Source organism: Pseudomonas sp. ME-P-057, from assembly GCF_030208975.1.
GTDB classification, from domain to species: Bacteria; Pseudomonadota; Gammaproteobacteria; order Pseudomonadales; family Pseudomonadaceae; genus Aquipseudomonas; species Aquipseudomonas lutea.
On record NZ_JARVSX010000033.1, the window covers coordinates 337,954 to 353,965 of the forward strand.

At 60.4% G+C, this 16,012-nt stretch carries 14 protein-coding genes; 3 read left to right on the forward strand and 11 right to left on the reverse strand.

What is annotated here, in order from left to right; genetic code table 11:
* Positions 1 to 35: 35 nt before the first annotated feature.
* Complete coding sequence (gene metG / locus QRN48_RS18155) at positions 36 to 2,084, reverse strand: methionine--tRNA ligase (RefSeq protein WP_285352098.1); 2,049 nt, start codon at positions 2,082 to 2,084, stop codon at positions 36 to 38.
* Between the two features lie 181 nt (positions 2,085 to 2,265).
* Here metG and apbC point away from each other — a divergent pair, with 181 nt between their 5' ends.
* Positions 2,266 to 3,360: an iron-sulfur cluster carrier protein ApbC gene (gene apbC / locus QRN48_RS18160; RefSeq protein ID WP_285352100.1), complete on the forward strand. Its 1,095-nt coding sequence runs from the start codon at positions 2,266 to 2,268 to the stop codon at positions 3,358 to 3,360.
* Between the two features lie 165 nt (positions 3,361 to 3,525).
* On the opposite strand, the gene QRN48_RS18165 is transcribed toward apbC, so the two are convergent.
* Complete coding sequence (locus QRN48_RS18165) at positions 3,526 to 3,735, reverse strand: cold-shock protein (protein WP_002554837.1); 210 nt, start codon at positions 3,733 to 3,735, stop codon at positions 3,526 to 3,528.
* A gap of 310 nt (positions 3,736 to 4,045) precedes the next feature.
* Here QRN48_RS18165 and dcd point away from each other — a divergent pair, with 310 nt between their 5' ends.
* Positions 4,046 to 4,612 carry a dCTP deaminase gene (gene dcd, locus QRN48_RS18170; RefSeq protein WP_002554836.1) on the forward strand — a complete coding sequence of 189 codons (567 nt, stop codon included), beginning with the start codon at positions 4,046 to 4,048 and terminating at the stop codon, positions 4,610 to 4,612.
* Positions 4,613 to 4,721: 109 nt separating this feature from the next.
* Positions 4,722 to 4,940, forward strand: coding sequence for a hypothetical protein (locus QRN48_RS18175; RefSeq protein WP_191944466.1), 219 nt, complete (start codon positions 4,722 to 4,724; stop codon positions 4,938 to 4,940).
* A 152-nt stretch (positions 4,941 to 5,092) separates the two neighbouring features.
* Here the strand turns inward: QRN48_RS18175 and pdeM are convergent, their stop codons facing one another.
* The 9 genes from pdeM to QRN48_RS18220 all read right to left on the reverse strand — a co-directional run bounded on the left by pdeM (position 5,093) and on the right by QRN48_RS18220 (position 15,856).
* Complete coding sequence (gene pdeM, locus QRN48_RS18180) at positions 5,093 to 5,749, reverse strand: ligase-associated DNA damage response endonuclease PdeM (protein WP_285352107.1); 657 nt, start codon at positions 5,747 to 5,749, stop codon at positions 5,093 to 5,095.
* The gene (locus tag QRN48_RS18185; protein WP_191944468.1) at positions 5,746 to 8,238 is read right to left on the reverse strand and encodes a ligase-associated DNA damage response DEXH box helicase; all 2,493 of its coding nucleotides are present in this window, start codon (positions 8,236 to 8,238) and stop codon (positions 5,746 to 5,748) included. The genes pdeM and QRN48_RS18185 overlap by 4 nt, the downstream gene beginning before the upstream one ends.
* 290 nt (positions 8,239 to 8,528) lie before the next feature.
* Positions 8,529 to 9,293 (reverse strand): ABC transporter ATP-binding protein, encoded by a 765-nt coding sequence (locus tag QRN48_RS18190; protein ID WP_037012269.1) that lies wholly within the window; start codon positions 9,291 to 9,293, stop codon positions 8,529 to 8,531.
* 12 nt (positions 9,294 to 9,305) lie between these two features.
* A complete protein-coding gene (locus tag QRN48_RS18195; protein WP_191944469.1) occupies positions 9,306 to 10,424 on the reverse strand; it encodes a succinylglutamate desuccinylase/aspartoacylase family protein in 1,119 nt (372 codons plus the stop codon).
* Positions 10,425 to 10,433: 9 nt separating this feature from the next.
* The gene (locus QRN48_RS18200) at positions 10,434 to 11,144 is read right to left on the reverse strand and encodes an ABC transporter permease (protein WP_037012264.1); all 711 of its coding nucleotides are present in this window, start codon (positions 11,142 to 11,144) and stop codon (positions 10,434 to 10,436) included.
* On the reverse strand, positions 11,141 to 11,869 hold the full coding sequence (locus tag QRN48_RS18205) for an ABC transporter permease (RefSeq protein WP_037012262.1): 729 nt from the start codon (positions 11,867 to 11,869) through the stop codon (positions 11,141 to 11,143). Before QRN48_RS18205 ends, QRN48_RS18200 begins: the two co-directional genes overlap by 4 nt.
* A gap of 79 nt (positions 11,870 to 11,948) precedes the next feature.
* A complete protein-coding gene (locus QRN48_RS18210; protein WP_037012260.1) occupies positions 11,949 to 12,731 on the reverse strand; it encodes a transporter substrate-binding domain-containing protein in 783 nt (260 codons plus the stop codon).
* Positions 12,732 to 13,109: 378 nt separating this feature from the next.
* Positions 13,110 to 14,825, reverse strand: coding sequence for an ATP-dependent DNA ligase (locus QRN48_RS18215; RefSeq protein WP_285352112.1), 1,716 nt, complete (start codon positions 14,823 to 14,825; stop codon positions 13,110 to 13,112).
* The gene (locus QRN48_RS18220; RefSeq protein ID WP_285352114.1) at positions 14,822 to 15,856 is read right to left on the reverse strand and encodes a ligase-associated DNA damage response exonuclease; all 1,035 of its coding nucleotides are present in this window, start codon (positions 15,854 to 15,856) and stop codon (positions 14,822 to 14,824) included. Before QRN48_RS18220 ends, QRN48_RS18215 begins: the two co-directional genes overlap by 4 nt.
* Positions 15,857 to 16,012: the final 156 nt, after the last annotated feature.

A 16,012-nucleotide genomic window follows, 5' to 3' on the forward strand; every position in this document is an offset into this window, starting at 1 on the left:
CCGTCGACTACGTTCAGGGGTAACCAACGACAGGATTATTTGATGCGCTGACCGGGTTTGGCACCGCTGTCCGGGCTCAGCAGGTAGATTTCTTCGCCGCCGGGGCCTGCCGCCATGACCATGCCTTCGGAAATGCCGAAGCGCATTTTCCGCGGTTTCAGGTTGGCGATCATCATCGTCATACGCCCTTCCAGCTCGGCTGGATTGGGGTAGGCGCTCTTGATACCGGAGAACACGTTGCGCTTCTCGTCACCGATATCCAGAGTCAGACGCAGCAACTTGTCGGCTCCCTCTACATGCTCGGCCTTCTCGATCAGCGCGACGCGCAGGTCGATGGCTGCAAAGGCGTCGAAATCGATCTCCGGGGAGAGCGGATCTTTCGCAAGCTCTCCATTGCCCTGTGGCGCCGCGCCCGTGTCAGTGGCGCTGGCGGCGAGGTCTTCCTTCGATGCGTCGGTCATGGCTTCCACCTTGGCAGGGTCTATACGTGTCATCAACGGCTGGAACGGGTTGAGCTGATGGTCGCTCAACAGGGTCTGGTGATCGTCCCAGTTCAATGGCGCAACGTTAAGAAACAGCTCGGCGTCGGCTGCAAGGTTCGGCAGAACCGGCTTGAGGAAGATCACCAACTGACGGAACAGGTTGATGCCCAAGGCGCAGATCGCCTGAACCTCATCCTGTTTGCCTTCCTGCTTGGCGAGCGACCACGGCGCCTTGTCGGCGATCCAGGCGTTTGCGCGGTCGGCCAGCGCCATGATTTCCCGCATTGCCCGGGCGAAGTCGCGGGCCTCGTAGGCTTCGGCAATGCTCGGCGCTGCTGCATGGAAAGCGTCGGTCAATTCGGGCGCTGCATTTCCGGCTACCAGCAGCCCGGCGTTGCCTTTCTGGATGAAGCCCGCGCAGCGGCTGGCAATGTTCACCACTTTGCCGATCAGGTCGGAGTTGACCTTCTGCACGAAGTCTTCAAGGTTCAGGTCCAGATCGTCGACGCCACGGCCCAGTTTGGCTGCGTAGTAGTAGCGCAGGTATTCCGGGGACAGATGCTCAAGGTACGTGCGCGCCTTGATGAAGGTGCCCCTCGATTTCGACATCTTCTGACCGTTGACTGTCAGGTAGCCGTGGACGTTGATGCCGGTCGGCTTGCGGAACCCTGAGCCTTCGAGCATGGCCGGCCAGAACAGCGCGTGAAAGTTGACGATGTCCTTGCCGATGAAGTGATAGAGCTCGGTGGTCGAGTCCTTGCGCCAGAATGCGTCGAAATCCAGCTCCGGTCGGCGCGCGCAGAGGTTCTTGAAGCTCGCCATGTAGCCAATTGGAGCATCCAGCCATACATAGAAATACTTGCCGGGCTCATCGGGTATTTCGAAGCCAAAGTAAGGCGCATCGCGCGAGATGTCCCACTGCTGCAGGCCTGAGTCCAGCCATTCGGACAGTTTGTTGGCCACGGCATCCTGAAGCGTGCCGCTGCGCGTCCAGCTCTTGAGCATGGCGTCAAAGGCAGGCAAGTCGAAGAAGAAATGCTTCGAGTCGCGTAGCACCGGGGTCGCACCGGAAATCGCAGACTTGGGGTCTTTAAGGTCAGTCGGGGCGTAGGTGGCGCCGCATTTTTCGCAGTTGTCGCCGTACTGGTCTTCCGTGCCGCATTTGGGGCAGGTGCCTTTAATGAAGCGGTCGGCCAGGAACATTTTCTTTTCCGGGTCGAAATACTGGGTTACCGAACGGGTGGCGATGTGGCCGGCGTCGCGCAGACGGGTGTAGATCAGGCTCGACAGTTCACGGTTTTCATCAGCGTGGGTCGAATGGAAATTGTCGAAGTCCACCAGGAAGTCGGCAAAGTCGGCACTGTGTTCGGCCTGCACGTTGGCGATCAGTTGCTCTGGCGTGATGCCTTCTTTTTCGGCGCGCAGCATGATGGCCGAACCATGAGCGTCGTCCGCGCAGACATAGATGCACTGATTGCCGCGGTGCTTCTGAAAGCGCACCCACATGTCGGTCTGGATGTACTCGAGCATGTGGCCCAGGTGGATGGAACCATTGGCATAGGGCAGGGCGCTGGTGACGAGAATCTTGCGTGGCTCGGACATTGGGCTCGGCTACTTGAAGTGAAACGGAGGTCGGCCACTATAAAGGCCTGAGCGTTTTTTTTCATCCCGCGCAGCATGTGGGAATCTGCCTACCAACCTGAAAGGACAGCTCATTGCGCTCTTGCTTGGCAGACAAGGTAGGATGGCCGCCTGTTTTATCAGTCTTTTTAGGGAGTCAGCCATGAGCGCTGTCAATCGCGCAACGGTGGAAGCGGTCCTTCGCCAGTACACCGATCCTTATCTGAATCAGGACCCTGTCAGCGCGGGATGTGTGCGCGCTATCGAAATCGACGGCGGCAGCGTCAGCGTGCATCTGGAGCTCGGCTACGCCGCAGCGCTGTTCCAAAATGGCTGGGCGCAGACGCTGCAGATGGCCATTGAGGGCCTGGATGGCGTCGCATCGGCCAGCGTGCAGATAACGACAGTCATCCGGCCCCACAAGGCAGTAGGGCAAATTCCTGGCCTGGCCAACGTGAAGAACATCGTTGCCGTGGCCTCGGGGAAAGGCGGCGTTGGTAAATCGACGACCGCGGCAAATCTTGCCTTGGCACTGTCTCGCGAGGGCGCTCGTGTCGGTATTCTGGACGCCGATATTTACGGGCCGAGTCAGGGGGTCATGTTCGGCATTGCCGAGGGCACCCGCCCGAAGATCAAGGACCAGAAGTGGTTCGTCCCGATAGAAGCCCACGGCATTGAAGTGATGTCCATGGCGTTTCTGACCGACGACAACACCCCGATGGTCTGGCGAGGGCCGATGGTTTCCGGAGCCCTCCTTCAGCTGGTGACCCAGACCGCGTGGAATGATCTGGATTACCTGGTGATCGATATGCCGCCAGGCACCGGCGATATCCAGCTAACCCTTGCCCAGAAAGTCCCGGTCGCGGGCGCAGTGATCGTCACGACCCCGCAGGACCTCGCATTGCTGGATGCGAAGAAAGGCGTGGAGATGTTCCGCAAGGTAAACATTCCGGTGTTGGGCGTTGTGGAAAACATGGCGGTACACATCTGCTCCAATTGCGGGCATGCGGAGCATTTGTTTGGCGAGGGCGGCGGGGAGAAGCTGGCAACTCAGTACGGCGTCGAACTGCTGGCATCGCTGCCCCTGTCCATGCTGATCCGGGAGCAGGCCGATGGCGGCAAGCCCACGGCGATGGCCGAGCCCGAGAGTCAGATTGCGATGGTGTATCAGGAGCTTGCGCGTCACGTCGGCGCGCGAATCGTTCTGCAGGAATCGGTATCCGCCCCCATGCCCGACATCTCCGTAAGCGAGGATTGATCCGCCCAACCTGAGCGTTGTCTGTGCGATGTGCCGTGGCCAACGGCATGTCCCAGCCAGCAGGCACGGGTCGCGTACGCTAATTACGGGCGCGATTTATGTTTTCTTCAGGCGTAAAAAAACCCCGCTTTTGAGGGCGGGGTTTTCTAAGCGATTCAGCTCAAGTTAGATAACTTGAACTTCCTCAGCTTGCATGCCTTTCTGACCGCGGGTAGCGATGAAAGAGACCTGTTGGCCTTCTTTCAGGCTTTTGAAGCCGTCGGATTGGATAGCTTTGAAGTGTACGAACAGGTCGTCACCGGATTGTGGAGTGATGAAGCCGAAGCCTTTTTCATCGTTGAACCACTTAACGGTACCAGTTTGGCGATTAGACATGGTGTATCTCCTTGGACAAAGTTAACTGCGACTCAGGAAATGCCCTGGCCGAGACTGAGTGCAAAGAGCAGGAAAAATTCTTGGAGATGGTTGGATCGAAATTCAACATCGTGTAGATATTCTCAGTGACACAAGCAACACAGTGGAGCCACCTTACCCCTTTTTTTCAGATGTGCAAAGGGGCTGTCTGCGATTTTTTCTTGAGGTGGCTCAACGCCTTTAACGGCCGCGGTGCGCAATCTTTGAACCCGAAGCATTCGCCCGGTAAGATGCCTGACATCTTTTTCACCTCGCTATTCAGGACACCGCCATGAGCATCAAATCGGACAAGTGGATTCGCCGCATGGCGCAGGAACACGGCATGATCGAGCCGTTTGTGGAGCGTCAGGTGCGCGGCGAAGGCGCTGATCGGGTGATCTCTTTCGGCGTGTCCAGTTATGGCTACGACGTGCGCTGCGCCGATGAATTCAAGGTCTTCACCAACATCAATTCGGCCACGGTCGACCCGAAGAATTTCGACGAAAAAAGTTTTGTCGACATTAAAAGTGACGTCTGCATCATCCCGCCCAACTCCTTTGCGCTGGCTCGTACCGTCGAGTATTTCCGAATTCCGCGCAATGTGCTGACCATTTGCCTGGGCAAAAGCACCTATGCGCGCTGCGGCATCATCGTCAACGTCACGCCGCTTGAGCCGGAGTGGGAAGGGCATGTCACTCTGGAATTTTCCAACACCACTACGCTTCCGGCGAAAATCTATGCCAATGAAGGCGTCGCGCAGATGCTTTTCCTTGAGTCGGATGAAGAGTGTGAAGTGTCTTACAAAGACCGCGGCGGCAAGTACCAGGGTCAACGCGGCGTGACCCTGCCACGTACATAAACGCGCCATTGGTCATGTCAGAAATGAATTTGTCTCGAATTTCGCACTCTACTGACTGAACTGTTCCCACTCGCACCATGCGGTTGGGGCCAACGCTCGGGAGTGCCCTATGAAGAGACAAATCAACACCAGCAACAAGGAAATCGACCCCAGTGCCAATCAGGTCGGGTTGCTGGCTTGGTCGCTGTTAGCGCATCCACATCTTGTCAACATGGTGGCAGGGGGTATTCCCGGCCAGCCTAACCCCGACACCCCGGATTACGATCAACCGACCGAACCCGGCGTGCCAACCGTACCCGACGAGCCGCCACCCGCTCCGGTAGCCTGATTCCCCCTCCCGTCGATGCCCTGCATCGGCGGGTCCAGCATGCCTGGTGTCCCCGTTTATTCGGCCTTTGACGCGTGGCGCCGCCGTCTCGCGGTGTGCCTCGAAGTCGCCGCAAACCATCAAGTCGCTGCGCACAATCGCAGCAGGCTGCTCTACATCGCCTCCCATATCGCGCCGTCCCCTACCACATAGACTTTGCTGTTCTCGGCTCGCTCAATGTTCATCCCTCCAGTGAAGGCGCCGAACGCCGGCAGCAGGCTGACCTTTGGCAGCATGTAGAAACACGGCAATCGCAACCGCTGGCGGCCTCGTCCATACAAGCGATAAGCAGGGTGTACGTGCCCGGCGAGGACGTGAAGGTGCGGATGAGGGTCAGGTTCGTGCTGAAGTGCGTACGGCCCCAGCAGCAGGGGCTCCTCAACCACATCCATGCGCAGCTCTGGGGGCGGATCGCCTGCGCGTTTGTCGTGGTTGCCGCGAATCAGCGTAATCACGAGGTCAGGATGGTTGTCGCGCCACGCCTGGATCGCCGCCAGTGTCCCGGCCGCATGGGATTCGGGCGCATGCAGGAAATCCCCGAGAAAGATCAGCCGGTCGCATTCGTAGCTGGCCAGCAACGCGTCCATCCGCTGCAGATTGGCGTCTGTGGTGCCGTGGGGCACCGGCTGGCCAAGCCGCCTGTAGGCGGCGGCTTTGCCGAAGTGGGCATCGGCAATCAAGAGCGCTTTTTCGGCCGGGTAATAGACGGCTTTGTCGGCCAGCAACCACAGCTCTGCGCCCGCCAGCTGAATCGAAAGACATGGCGTCATGACACGATCTCGGGCCCTGCGGCTTTTTCGAGGTCGCTGACCATGCGTGCGATGCGGTCCGAGAGCTTTTCGGTACTGAGGCTTTCCCGCATGCGTTCCACCAGAAGCGGGAACGCCATCGGGGTAGGGCGTTTAATCACGTGCAAATCCAGGGTCCGGTTGTTGATGCGGTTGAGGGTCTGTTCGAGGCGGGCCACGTCGAGCTCCTGGCGCAGCACCTCTTCCTGAGCCTGGGTCAGTAACAGGTTTCCCGCGTCATACTGCTTGAACACTTCGAAGAACAACCCGCTCGATGCTTGAAGTTGTCGGTTGCTTTTGGGGGCACCGGGATAACCCGAGAACACCAGGCCGGCGATGCGGGCGATCTCCCTGAAGCGGCGTAATGCAAGTTCGCCGGCATTCAGACTGGCGATGATATCCGCCAGCAGTTCGTCGCTGGAAAACAGCTGCGTGGTCAGGCGTTCGTGCCAGTCAATGGCGGTGGCGCTGAGCAACTCAAAGCCGTAATCGTTTACAGCGATGGAGAACGTCAGCGGTGTATGGCGGCTCAGACGCCACGCCAGCAGGCTGGCCAGACCCAAATGCACGTGTCGACCGGCGAAGGGGTAGATAAACAAGTGCCAGCCCTCACGGGATTTCAAGACCTCCGCAAGCAGCGTGTCTTTGCGCGGCAGTGCCGACCATTGCCGTTGTACTTCAAGCAACGGGCTGACGACGTGCATTTCAGGGCTGCTGAAATCGCCCCGCGCGGCGGCGTCAAATTTCTCCACCACCGCGTCTGCCAGTTCGTTGGATAGCGGCATCCGTCCGCCATTCCAGCGCGGCACGGCGGCTTTCTTGGTTGTCGCGCGTTTCACATACGCGGTCATGTTCTCGACCCGCACCAGTTCGAGCAGGCGACCGCTGAACAGAAAACCATCACCCGGCTTCAATCGTGCGATGAAGCCTTCTTCGACGCTGCCCAGTGACCCGCCCCCGCCGCCCTTGCTCCAATACTTCACGTTGATACTCGCCTCACTGACGATGGTGCCCACGCTCATGCGATGGCGTCGAGCGAGTCGTGCATCCGGGACGCGCCAGATGCCGTCCTCGTCCGGTTCGACGCGCCGATAGTCAGGGTAAGCGGTCAGCGACAGGCCGCCATAGCGGACGAACGCCAATGCCCACTCCCACTCATCGTCGGTCAGGTCGCGGTAGGCCCAGGCGGTGCGCACTTCGGCTAACAACGCGTCAGGGGTAAAGCCGCCGCCCAGGGCCATGCTCACCAAATGTTGTACGAGTACGTCCAGCGGCTTGTGGGGCGATTCGCGTGGCTCGATCAGACGGGCGTCAACGGCGTCGCGGGCCGCGGCGGCTTCCACCAATTCCAGGCTGTGCGTGGGGACCAGCGTGACGCGCGACGGCCGCCCCGGCGCGTGGCCAGAGCGCCCGGCCCGTTGCATCAGCCGGGCAACGCCTTTCGCGGAGCCGATCTGCAACACGCGCTCCACCGGCAGGAAATCCACGCCCAGATCAAGGCTTGAGGTGCAGACCACGGCTTTCAGATGGCCTTCCTTTAGCGCACGCTCGACCCAGTCGCGGACCTCCCGCGAGAGCGAACCGTGGTGCAGTGCGATCAGCCCTGCCCAGTCCGGGCGGGCCTCCAGCAATGCCTGATACCAGATTTCCGACTGTGCCCGGGTATTGGTGAAGAGCAGGCAGCTGGAGCTGCTGTCGACCTCGGCCAGTACTTGCGGCAGCATGCGCAGCCCCATGTGCCCCGCCCAGGGGAAACGCTCGATGGAAGGCGGCAGCAGCGTGTCGACGATCAGTTCCTTGACCACCTTGCCGTGCACTGTGGTGCCATGGTCGCCGACCAGAACTTGCTGCGCATGTTGCTGGTTACCCAGGGTTGCGGACAGTCCCCAGATCACCAGCTGCGGATTCCATTGGCGCAGCCTTGCCAGGGCCAGTTGCAACTGGATACCGCGCTTGTTCCCAATGAGTTCGTGCCACTCGTCCACGACCACCATCTTCAGCGTCGACATGGTGGCCTGCGCGTCGGCTCGCGTGAGCAGCAGCGTCAGGCTTTCCGGGGTGGTGATCAGTGCGGAGGGCAGGCGTCGGCCCTGTTTGGCGCGCTCGCTGCTGCTCGTATCACCGGTGCGCAGGCCTACGCTCCAGGGGATTTGCAGATCCTGTATCGGACCTTCCAGGGCGCGCGCGGTGTCGGCTGCCAGCGCTCGCATGGGCGTAATCCACAGCACGCTAAGCGGCGCCGCTGCCGGCTTGCGCTTGCGCGGCTTCAGCTCCGTCGGCCCGGCAGCGGGACGGGCGAACTGATTAAGCGCAGCAAACCACACCGAGTAGGTCTTGCCCGCGCCGGTGCTGGCGTGCAACAGACCCGACTCGCCGCGAGCCACAGCGGCCCAAACCTCTTTCTGGAAAGGGAACGGTTTCCAGCCACGCTCGGCAAACCAGCGCTTGGCGAAATTGACGGCTCTTGGCATGCGCAGGCTCTGGGAGGGATTAAGTCAGAGACCGCTGGGAAGGTGGATTAGTTTGATGGAATATCCGTTTGGATCGATTTGCCAAGCCAACGACGCGGCTGCACCGGTGATTGTGGGAGCGTGCTTGCGCGCAAAAGTAGTGTTCGGTGAGAGCAGTGTTCAGTGAGAGCAGTGTTCAGTGAGAAGCCTGCGTCATTTGTACTGGCTTCTTCGCGAGCAAGCTCACTCCCACACGTGTGCGTATGTCTATACAAAGCGGGGTGTCCAGCCTGCAGCTTAACAGCAGGCTGTTACTTCAAATTCCCACTCAAAAACTGCTGCAGGCGCTCGCTTTTCGGGCTGCCCAACACGTCGTCCGGGTGGCCCATTTCTTCAATTTGCCCCTGGTGCAGAAACACCACCTGGTTGGCCACTTTGCGGGCGAAGCCCATTTCGTGGGTCACCAGAATCATGGTGCGGCCTTCTTCAGCCAGGCCCTGGATTACCTTCAATACTTCACCGACCAGTTCCGGGTCGAGGGCCGACGTGGGCTCGTCGAACAGCATGATTTCCGGTTCCATCGCCAGTGCGCGGGCAATGGCGACGCGCTGCTGCTGGCCACCGGACAGAAACGCAGGGTATTGATCAGCGACCCGTGCAGGCAGGCCGACCTTGTCCAGGTACTTGCGCGCGCGGGCCTCAGCTTCGACCTTCGACACGCCCAGCACCCGGCGCGGGGCCATGGTGATGTTTTCCAGCACCGTCATGTGGCTCCACAGATTGAAGTGCTGGAACACCATCGCCAGCCGTGTACGAATACGCTGCAGTTCGGCCGGATCGGCCACGCGCATGCCGCCAGCGTCGCTGACCATTCGCACAGGCTGGCCGTCCAGGCTCATGGCGCCATCGTTGGGTTGTTCGAGAAAATTGATGCAGCGCAGGAAGGTACTTTTACCCGAGCCGCTGGCGCCGATCAGGCAAATGACGTCGCCGACGCTGGCTTTGAGCGACACCCCTTTGAGCACCTCGTGGTCACCGTAGCTTTTATGCAGGCCATCGATGGTCAGTTTGTACATGAAGGGCAGTCCTCAAGGAGAAAGTAAGTAGCCGCTGCGGTAGGCTTCGGTGCCGGCGACATGGGCAATCACCATGCCGGCGGTCGCCATGCGTCGCAATGAGCGGGCGTACATAAGGCCGTCGTTGGCCGTGTGGATCGGGGTCACCGCGTCGCTGATCGGGTCGATGACCTCGGCGATCAATTGCCCCGCTTCGACGTGTTCGCCAGGCGCGGTGCAGAACACTAGCAGACCGCCTACGGGGGTGGTGACCGGCTCGACGCCGGCTAGCGGCGTCGCCGGGTAAATGAGCTCGGGCAGCTCGGCCGGCTCGCCGGCGATGGTGCCCTGGTGCATCAGGAAGCTGATGATCGCCTGACAATCCCGACTGGCAAGGGCGTGGTTGACGTCGCCCTGGCCGCGCAGCTCCAGGGTCACCGAAAAGCTGCCCAAAGGAATCGGAAAGCGTTTGCCAAAGCGCTGCTGCAGTTGCCACCACACCAGCGTGAAGCACTCGTCAAATGACTGGCCGCCGGAGTCTGTCGCCAGCAGGCTCGCCTGTGCGCCGAGATAACGCGACAGCGGCTCGACCTGCGGCCAGGCTTCGGGCGTGGTGTAGAGATGCTCGACGGACTCAAAATCGCAATGCAGATCCAGCACCACATCAGCGTCGCAGGCCAGCCGCTGCAGGATCAGGCGTTGGGATTCAAGCTGGGTGCTGCCGACACAGGCGTTCAATGCCGTCAGCAGCGCGTTGCGAATCAGCGCGACGTTGGCCTTGGGGTCATCCGTCAGCAGCGCTTCGACTTCATCGCCCACTTGCTGGCCGAGGTCGACGAAGCGGCGGTTGAAGTTCTGCCCGCTCTCCAGCTCATAACGGCCCAGCGGTATGTCCATCAGCACCTGTTCCAGCCCGACGGGATTGGCGACCGGAACAACCACTACTTCGCCCAGCAACTGCCCGGCGTTTTCCAGCTCGGCCAGGCGCTGTTTCAGATACCAGGCCACCAGCATGCCGGGCAGTTCATCGGCGTGCAGTGACGACTGGATGTAAACCTTGCCGGCGCCTTTTTCAGGGCCGTAATGGAAACTGTGGATCTGCCGCGCGGTGCCCGGCACGGGTGCCAGCAGATCATGGGTCTGGTGTCGCATACGTGATTCCTAGTGAGTCGGCCCGAGGAAAGCCAGCCAGCGGCGTTCAGCCAGTCGGAACAGGCCCACCAGAATGAACGTGACGGTCAGGTAGATCAGCGCGGCGATACCGAACGACTGGAACGTCAGGAAGGTCGCCGAGTTGGCGTCGCGCGCCACCTTGAGGATGTCCGGCACGGTGGCGGTGAAGGCGACCGTGGTCGAGTGCAGCATCAGGATCACTTCGTTGCTGTAATAAGGCAGCGAGCGGCGCAGTGCCGACGGCATGATCACGTAGGTGTACAAGCGCCAGCCGGTCAGCCCGTAAGCCTTGGCCGCCTCGACCTCGCCGTGGTTCATGCTGCGAATTGCACCGGCGAAGATCTCGGTGGTATAGGCGCAGGTGTTCAAGGCGAAAGCCAGAATGGTGCAGTTCATGGCGTCGCGGAAGAACGCGCCGAGCATTGGCTGTTCGCGCACGGCGGCGATGCTGTAGATGCCGGTGTAGCAGATCAGCAACTGAATATAGAGCGGAGTCCCGCGAAACAGGTAGGTGTAGAACTGCACCGGCCAGCGCACCATGGGGTTGCGCGACACACGGGCGATGGACAGCGGAATCGAGACAATGAAGCCGATGGCGATGGATGCGCTGAGTAGCCACATCGTCATGGCCAGACCGGTGATGTTCTGGCCGTCCGTATAGAGGAAGGCGCGCCAGTATTCCTGCAGCAATTCGATCATCGTTGAGCCTCCCGGCTGCCAGCGGCATAACGCCGTTCGGCCCAGCGCAGGGCGAAGTTGGACACGCTGGTGATGACCAGATAGATCAGTGCGGCGAGTACCAGGAAATAGAACAGTTGATAGGTGCTTTTACCCGCGTCCTGGGCCGCTTTGACCAGATCGGCAAGGCCGATGATCGACACCAGTGCCGTTGCTTTGAGCACCACTTGCCAGTTGTTGCCGATGCCGGGCAGGGCAAAGCGCATCATTTGCGGGAACACCACCATGCGAAACCGTTGTGAGCGGCTGAGCCCGTAGGCGGTTGCAGCTTCGACCTGACCGCGAGGGACGGCGAGAATCGCACCCCGGAACGTCTCGGTGAAGTAGGCGCCGTAGATGAAGCCCAGCGTGATGACGCCGGCAGAGAAAGGGTCGATCTCGATGTAATCCCACTCCATCGCTTCAGTCAGCGTGGTCAGCCAGGTTTGCAGGCTGTAGAAGATCAGCAGCATCAGCACCAGGTCCGGCACGCCACGGATCAGCGTGGTGTAGATCTGGGCCGGAACGCGCAGCACGGCGGCTTTCGACAGTTTGGCACTGGCGCCCAGCAGGCCAAGCACGATGGCCAGCAGCAGCGACATTACCGATAATTTGACGGTCATCCAGGTGCCTTCCAGCAGCAGCGGGCCGAAGCCTTTCAGGCTGAATGCTGACAGTCCCAGGTTTTGCAGGAGAGTTTCGAACATGTGCAACCTATACAGTCAATAAAAACGCCCGTGAACTTCAGCGGCGGATTCTGGCTGAAATTGACGGGCGTTTGTTTTCTTATTTACCGCTGTACAGATTCAGATCGCCGAAGTGTTTCTTCTGGATCTCGGCGTATTTGCCGTCATCGTGCAACGCCTTGATGCCCTTGTCCAAAAGCGCTTTCAGCTCCTTGTCGCCTTTGGAGATGCCGATCGCCGTTTTGGCTGGCAGCAGTGGGTCGTCGATTGGCTGGCTGACTTCGTAATCGCCGCCCTGTGGCGACTTCAGAAAGCCCAGTTCGGCTTGCAGCATGTCTTGCACCGAGGCGTCCAGACGACCCGAAACGAGGTCGGCATACACTTGGTCCTGGTTGGCATAGGCCTGGGTTTTCACGCCAGCCTTGTCCAGAACGGCCTTGGCATAGGCTTCCTGGATAGTGCCTTGCTCGTAACCCACGGTCTTGCCTTTGAGCGACGCGGTGTCAGCGCTCAGGCCGGAGCCTTTTTTGTACACCAGCGAAGTCGGGCCGGAGAACAGCTCGTTGGAGAAGTCGATGACTTTCTCGCGCGCCGGGGTCACGGTCATGGAGGAAATCACGCCGTCGAACTTCTTGGCTTTCAGGCCCGGGATCATGCCGTCGAAATCGCTTTCGACCCACTTGCACTTGACCTTCAGTTCAGCACAGATCGCGTTGCCCAGATCGATATCGAAGCCCACCAGGCTGCCATCGGCGGCTTTGGATTCGAATGGTGCGTAGGAAGGATCGACGCCGAAACGCAGTTCCTTGTATTCCTTGGCCATTGCGTTACCGGCGGCCAGACAGATGGCCAGTGCGGAAAGGGTCAGCCATGCTTTTTTCATCGTTCAGTCCTTAAAACCAAATTGAGCGTTGGGAACACGCGAAGGCTTGCTACCGGCAAAAGCCAGACCGCAAATAGACAGCAATTTCCGAACCAATCAAACAAACACGCGTTTTAAATGTACGGACTTGTCGCAATGATGACTTTGGGCCATCTTTTGTCTGTGTTTACGGCCTCGCAGGCCACCGCAGAGTAGCCGTATCTTGTTGAGAGTGGGCGAAAAAGTTGCAGATTGGAGGGTGTCGACGGCGCTGAATTTGATCCGGTAGCGATTGGAAACGCCTGCCAGCCCGAAGCATTGGAGCAGCAGGGATTTTAGGCGCCCCAAATCAGCGCATTTTCGGCAAGGCGGGGGCTGGCCTGCGCACTGCAACGGTGCTCAGGCCAACAGGTCCTGAAGGGTCGCCAGACTGTCCGCTTCAGCGACCGGCTTGTCGAGCCGCCAGCGGAGCATTCTGGGGAATCTCACGGCAATGCCGCTCTTGTGCCGCTTCGACAAAGCGATGCCCTCGAAGCCCAGTTCGAATACCAGGGTGGGGGTCACGCTGCGCACGGGGCCGAACTTGTCCACAGTGGTTTTACGAATGATCGCGTCCACTTTGCGCATCTCTTCATCGGTCAGCCCGGAATAAGCCTTGGCGAAGGGGACGAGCGTGCGTTCACTGGACTCTGGCGGCCCGTCCCACACCGCGAAGGTGTAATCGCTGTACAGGCTGGCGCGTCGCCCATGACCGCGTTGCGCGTAGATGAGGACGGCGTCGACGCTGAACGGATCGATCTTCCACTTCCACCACACGCCCATGTCTTTGGTGCGGCCCACGCCGTACAGTGAATCCCGAGCTTTGAGCATCATGCCTTCCACGCCAAGGCTTCTGGACGCCTCGCGTTGCCGGCCGAGATCGAGCCAGTCAGTGCCGGTCAGCACGGGCGAGGGCATCAGCACCGGGCTTTGAGCGTCGGCGATGACCTTCTCCATCTGGGTGCGACGTTCATGCTGCGGGCGACTGCGCCAGTCGTGGCCTTCCCATTCCAGCAGGTCGTAAGCCAGCACCACGACCGGCACGTCTTCCAGAATTTTCTTGCCCAGGGTTTTGCGGCCAATGCGCTGCTGCAACAGGGCGAACGGCTGAACCGACGGGGTCGCTTCACCGGGCGTTCCGGGGGCGGGGGTTTGCAGTGCAAAATCGCTGTCTTCGGCGTCCGCCGGTGCTGCGGCTTTCCACACCACGATTTCGCCGTCGATCACTGTTCCGTCAGGCAGGCACTGGGCGAGGCTATGCAACTCCGGGAAGCGATCCGTAACCAATTCTTCGCCCCGAGACCATATCCACAACCGACCTTCACGCTTGACCACTTGCGCACGAATGCCGTCCCACTTCCACTCCACCTGCCAGTTCTCGGCAGCGCCCAGCAGGTTTTCGAATTGATCCACCGGTTGCTGCAGGGAATGGGCAAGAAAGAAAGGGTAGGGCTGACCGCCCCGTTGCGCATGTTCGTCAGCCGATTCCTCGGCGATCAATTTGAGATAGCCTTCAGCGCTGGGCCGGTGCGAGAGGTCGGTATACCCCACCAGTCGTTGGGCCACGCGCTTGCTGTCGATGTCCGCCAGGGCTGCGAGGGCTCGTGTGACCAACAGCTTGGAGACCCCGACCCGGAAACTGCCGGTGATCAGCTTCAGGCAGACCATCAGGCTTTGCGGATCCAGCTGCGACCAAAACATGGGCAGGCGTGCAAGAAGCTCCTCCGGGGGCAAGCCGCGCAGGGGCAACAGGTGATTTTCCATCCAGCTGGCCAGGCCCTCTTCCGAGCTGTGCTCGGCTTTGGGCAGCAGCAGCGATAACGTTTCCGCCAAATCGCCGACCGCCTGGTAACTCTCCTCGAACAACCATTCCGGCAGGCCGGACAGCAACAGCGCCTGCTCACGTAGCATGCGCGTCGGGACCAACTGCCTTGGGCGTCCGCCGGCCAGGAAATACACCGCCCACGCGGCGTCTTCGGGGGCGGCTTGGCTGAAGTAAGCCTGCATCGCGGCCAGCTTGGCGTTGCTGGAGGTGGTGGCGTCGAGGTCCGAATACAGCTCGGCGAAGGCCTTCATGGGGCGGCCTCTTCTGCCGGTTCAGATTTGGCTGCCGCATCGTCTTCTTCATCGCCGTACTCGGTGGTGAAGCCCTGCGCATCCAGGCCTTGCTCGCGCAGGTAGCGCACCAGCACCGCGACCGATCCGTGGGTCACCATGACGCGCTCGGCGCCCGTGTTTTCGATGGCCCACAACAAGCCGGGCCAATCGGCGTGGTCGGAGAGCGCGAAGCCCCGGTCCACGCCGCGCCGACGGCGTGTGCCGCGCAGCATCATCCAGCCGCTGGCGAAGGCGTCGCTGAACTCGCCGAAACGGCGCATCCAGGTGCTGCCTCCGGCAGAGGGCGGGGCGACGATGAGGGCGCTGCGCAATGCCGGGTCGGTTTTTTTGAAATCGCCGGCGTACTGGGTTTCCGGGATGCGCACGCCGGCTTCGCGGTATACGCGGTTCAGGGGTTCGACGGCACCGTGGACCAGAATCGGACCGATGCTGGGGTCGATGCCGTGGAGGATGCGCTGGGCTTTGCCGAATGAATAAGCGAACAGGACGCTGGCTTTGCCGGCGGCGGCATTGGCGCGCCACCATTCGTTGACGCCGGCGAAGATTTCCGATTGCGGCTGCCATTTATAGATGGGCAGGCCGAAGGTGGATTCCGTGATGAAGGTGTGGCAGCGCACTGGCTCGAAGGGTTCGCAGGTGCCGTCGGGTTCGACTTTGTAGTCGCCTGAGGCAACCCAGACTTCGCCCTGGTATTCGAGGCGAACCTGGGCGGAACCGAGTACGTGGCCGGCCGGGTGGAGGCTGAGTTTTACGCCATGGTGGGTGATGCTTTCGCCGTAGGCGAGGGTTTGCAGGTTGATGTCCTGGCCCAGTCGGGAGCGCAATATGCCTTCGCCGGGCGCAGCGGCGAGGTAGTGCTGGTTGCCGGTTCGGGCGTGGTCGCCGTGGGCGTGGGTGATGACGGAGCGTTCGACCGGGCGCCACGGATCGATGTAGAAATCACCGGGCGGGCAGTAAAGGCCTTCGGGGCGGGCAATGACAAGATCCATGGGGTGACCGGGTTTGGGGGCTTGTCTTGGTAGAGCGGTGGGCGGGGGTGGAAGTTCGGTCGGGGTTTGTGAGACTCAGGATCAGGATCAGGATCAGGATCAGGATCAAGAGCGTCGGCCTAACGGCTCGACTGTTTCGCCTTCGGCGAGTTACTT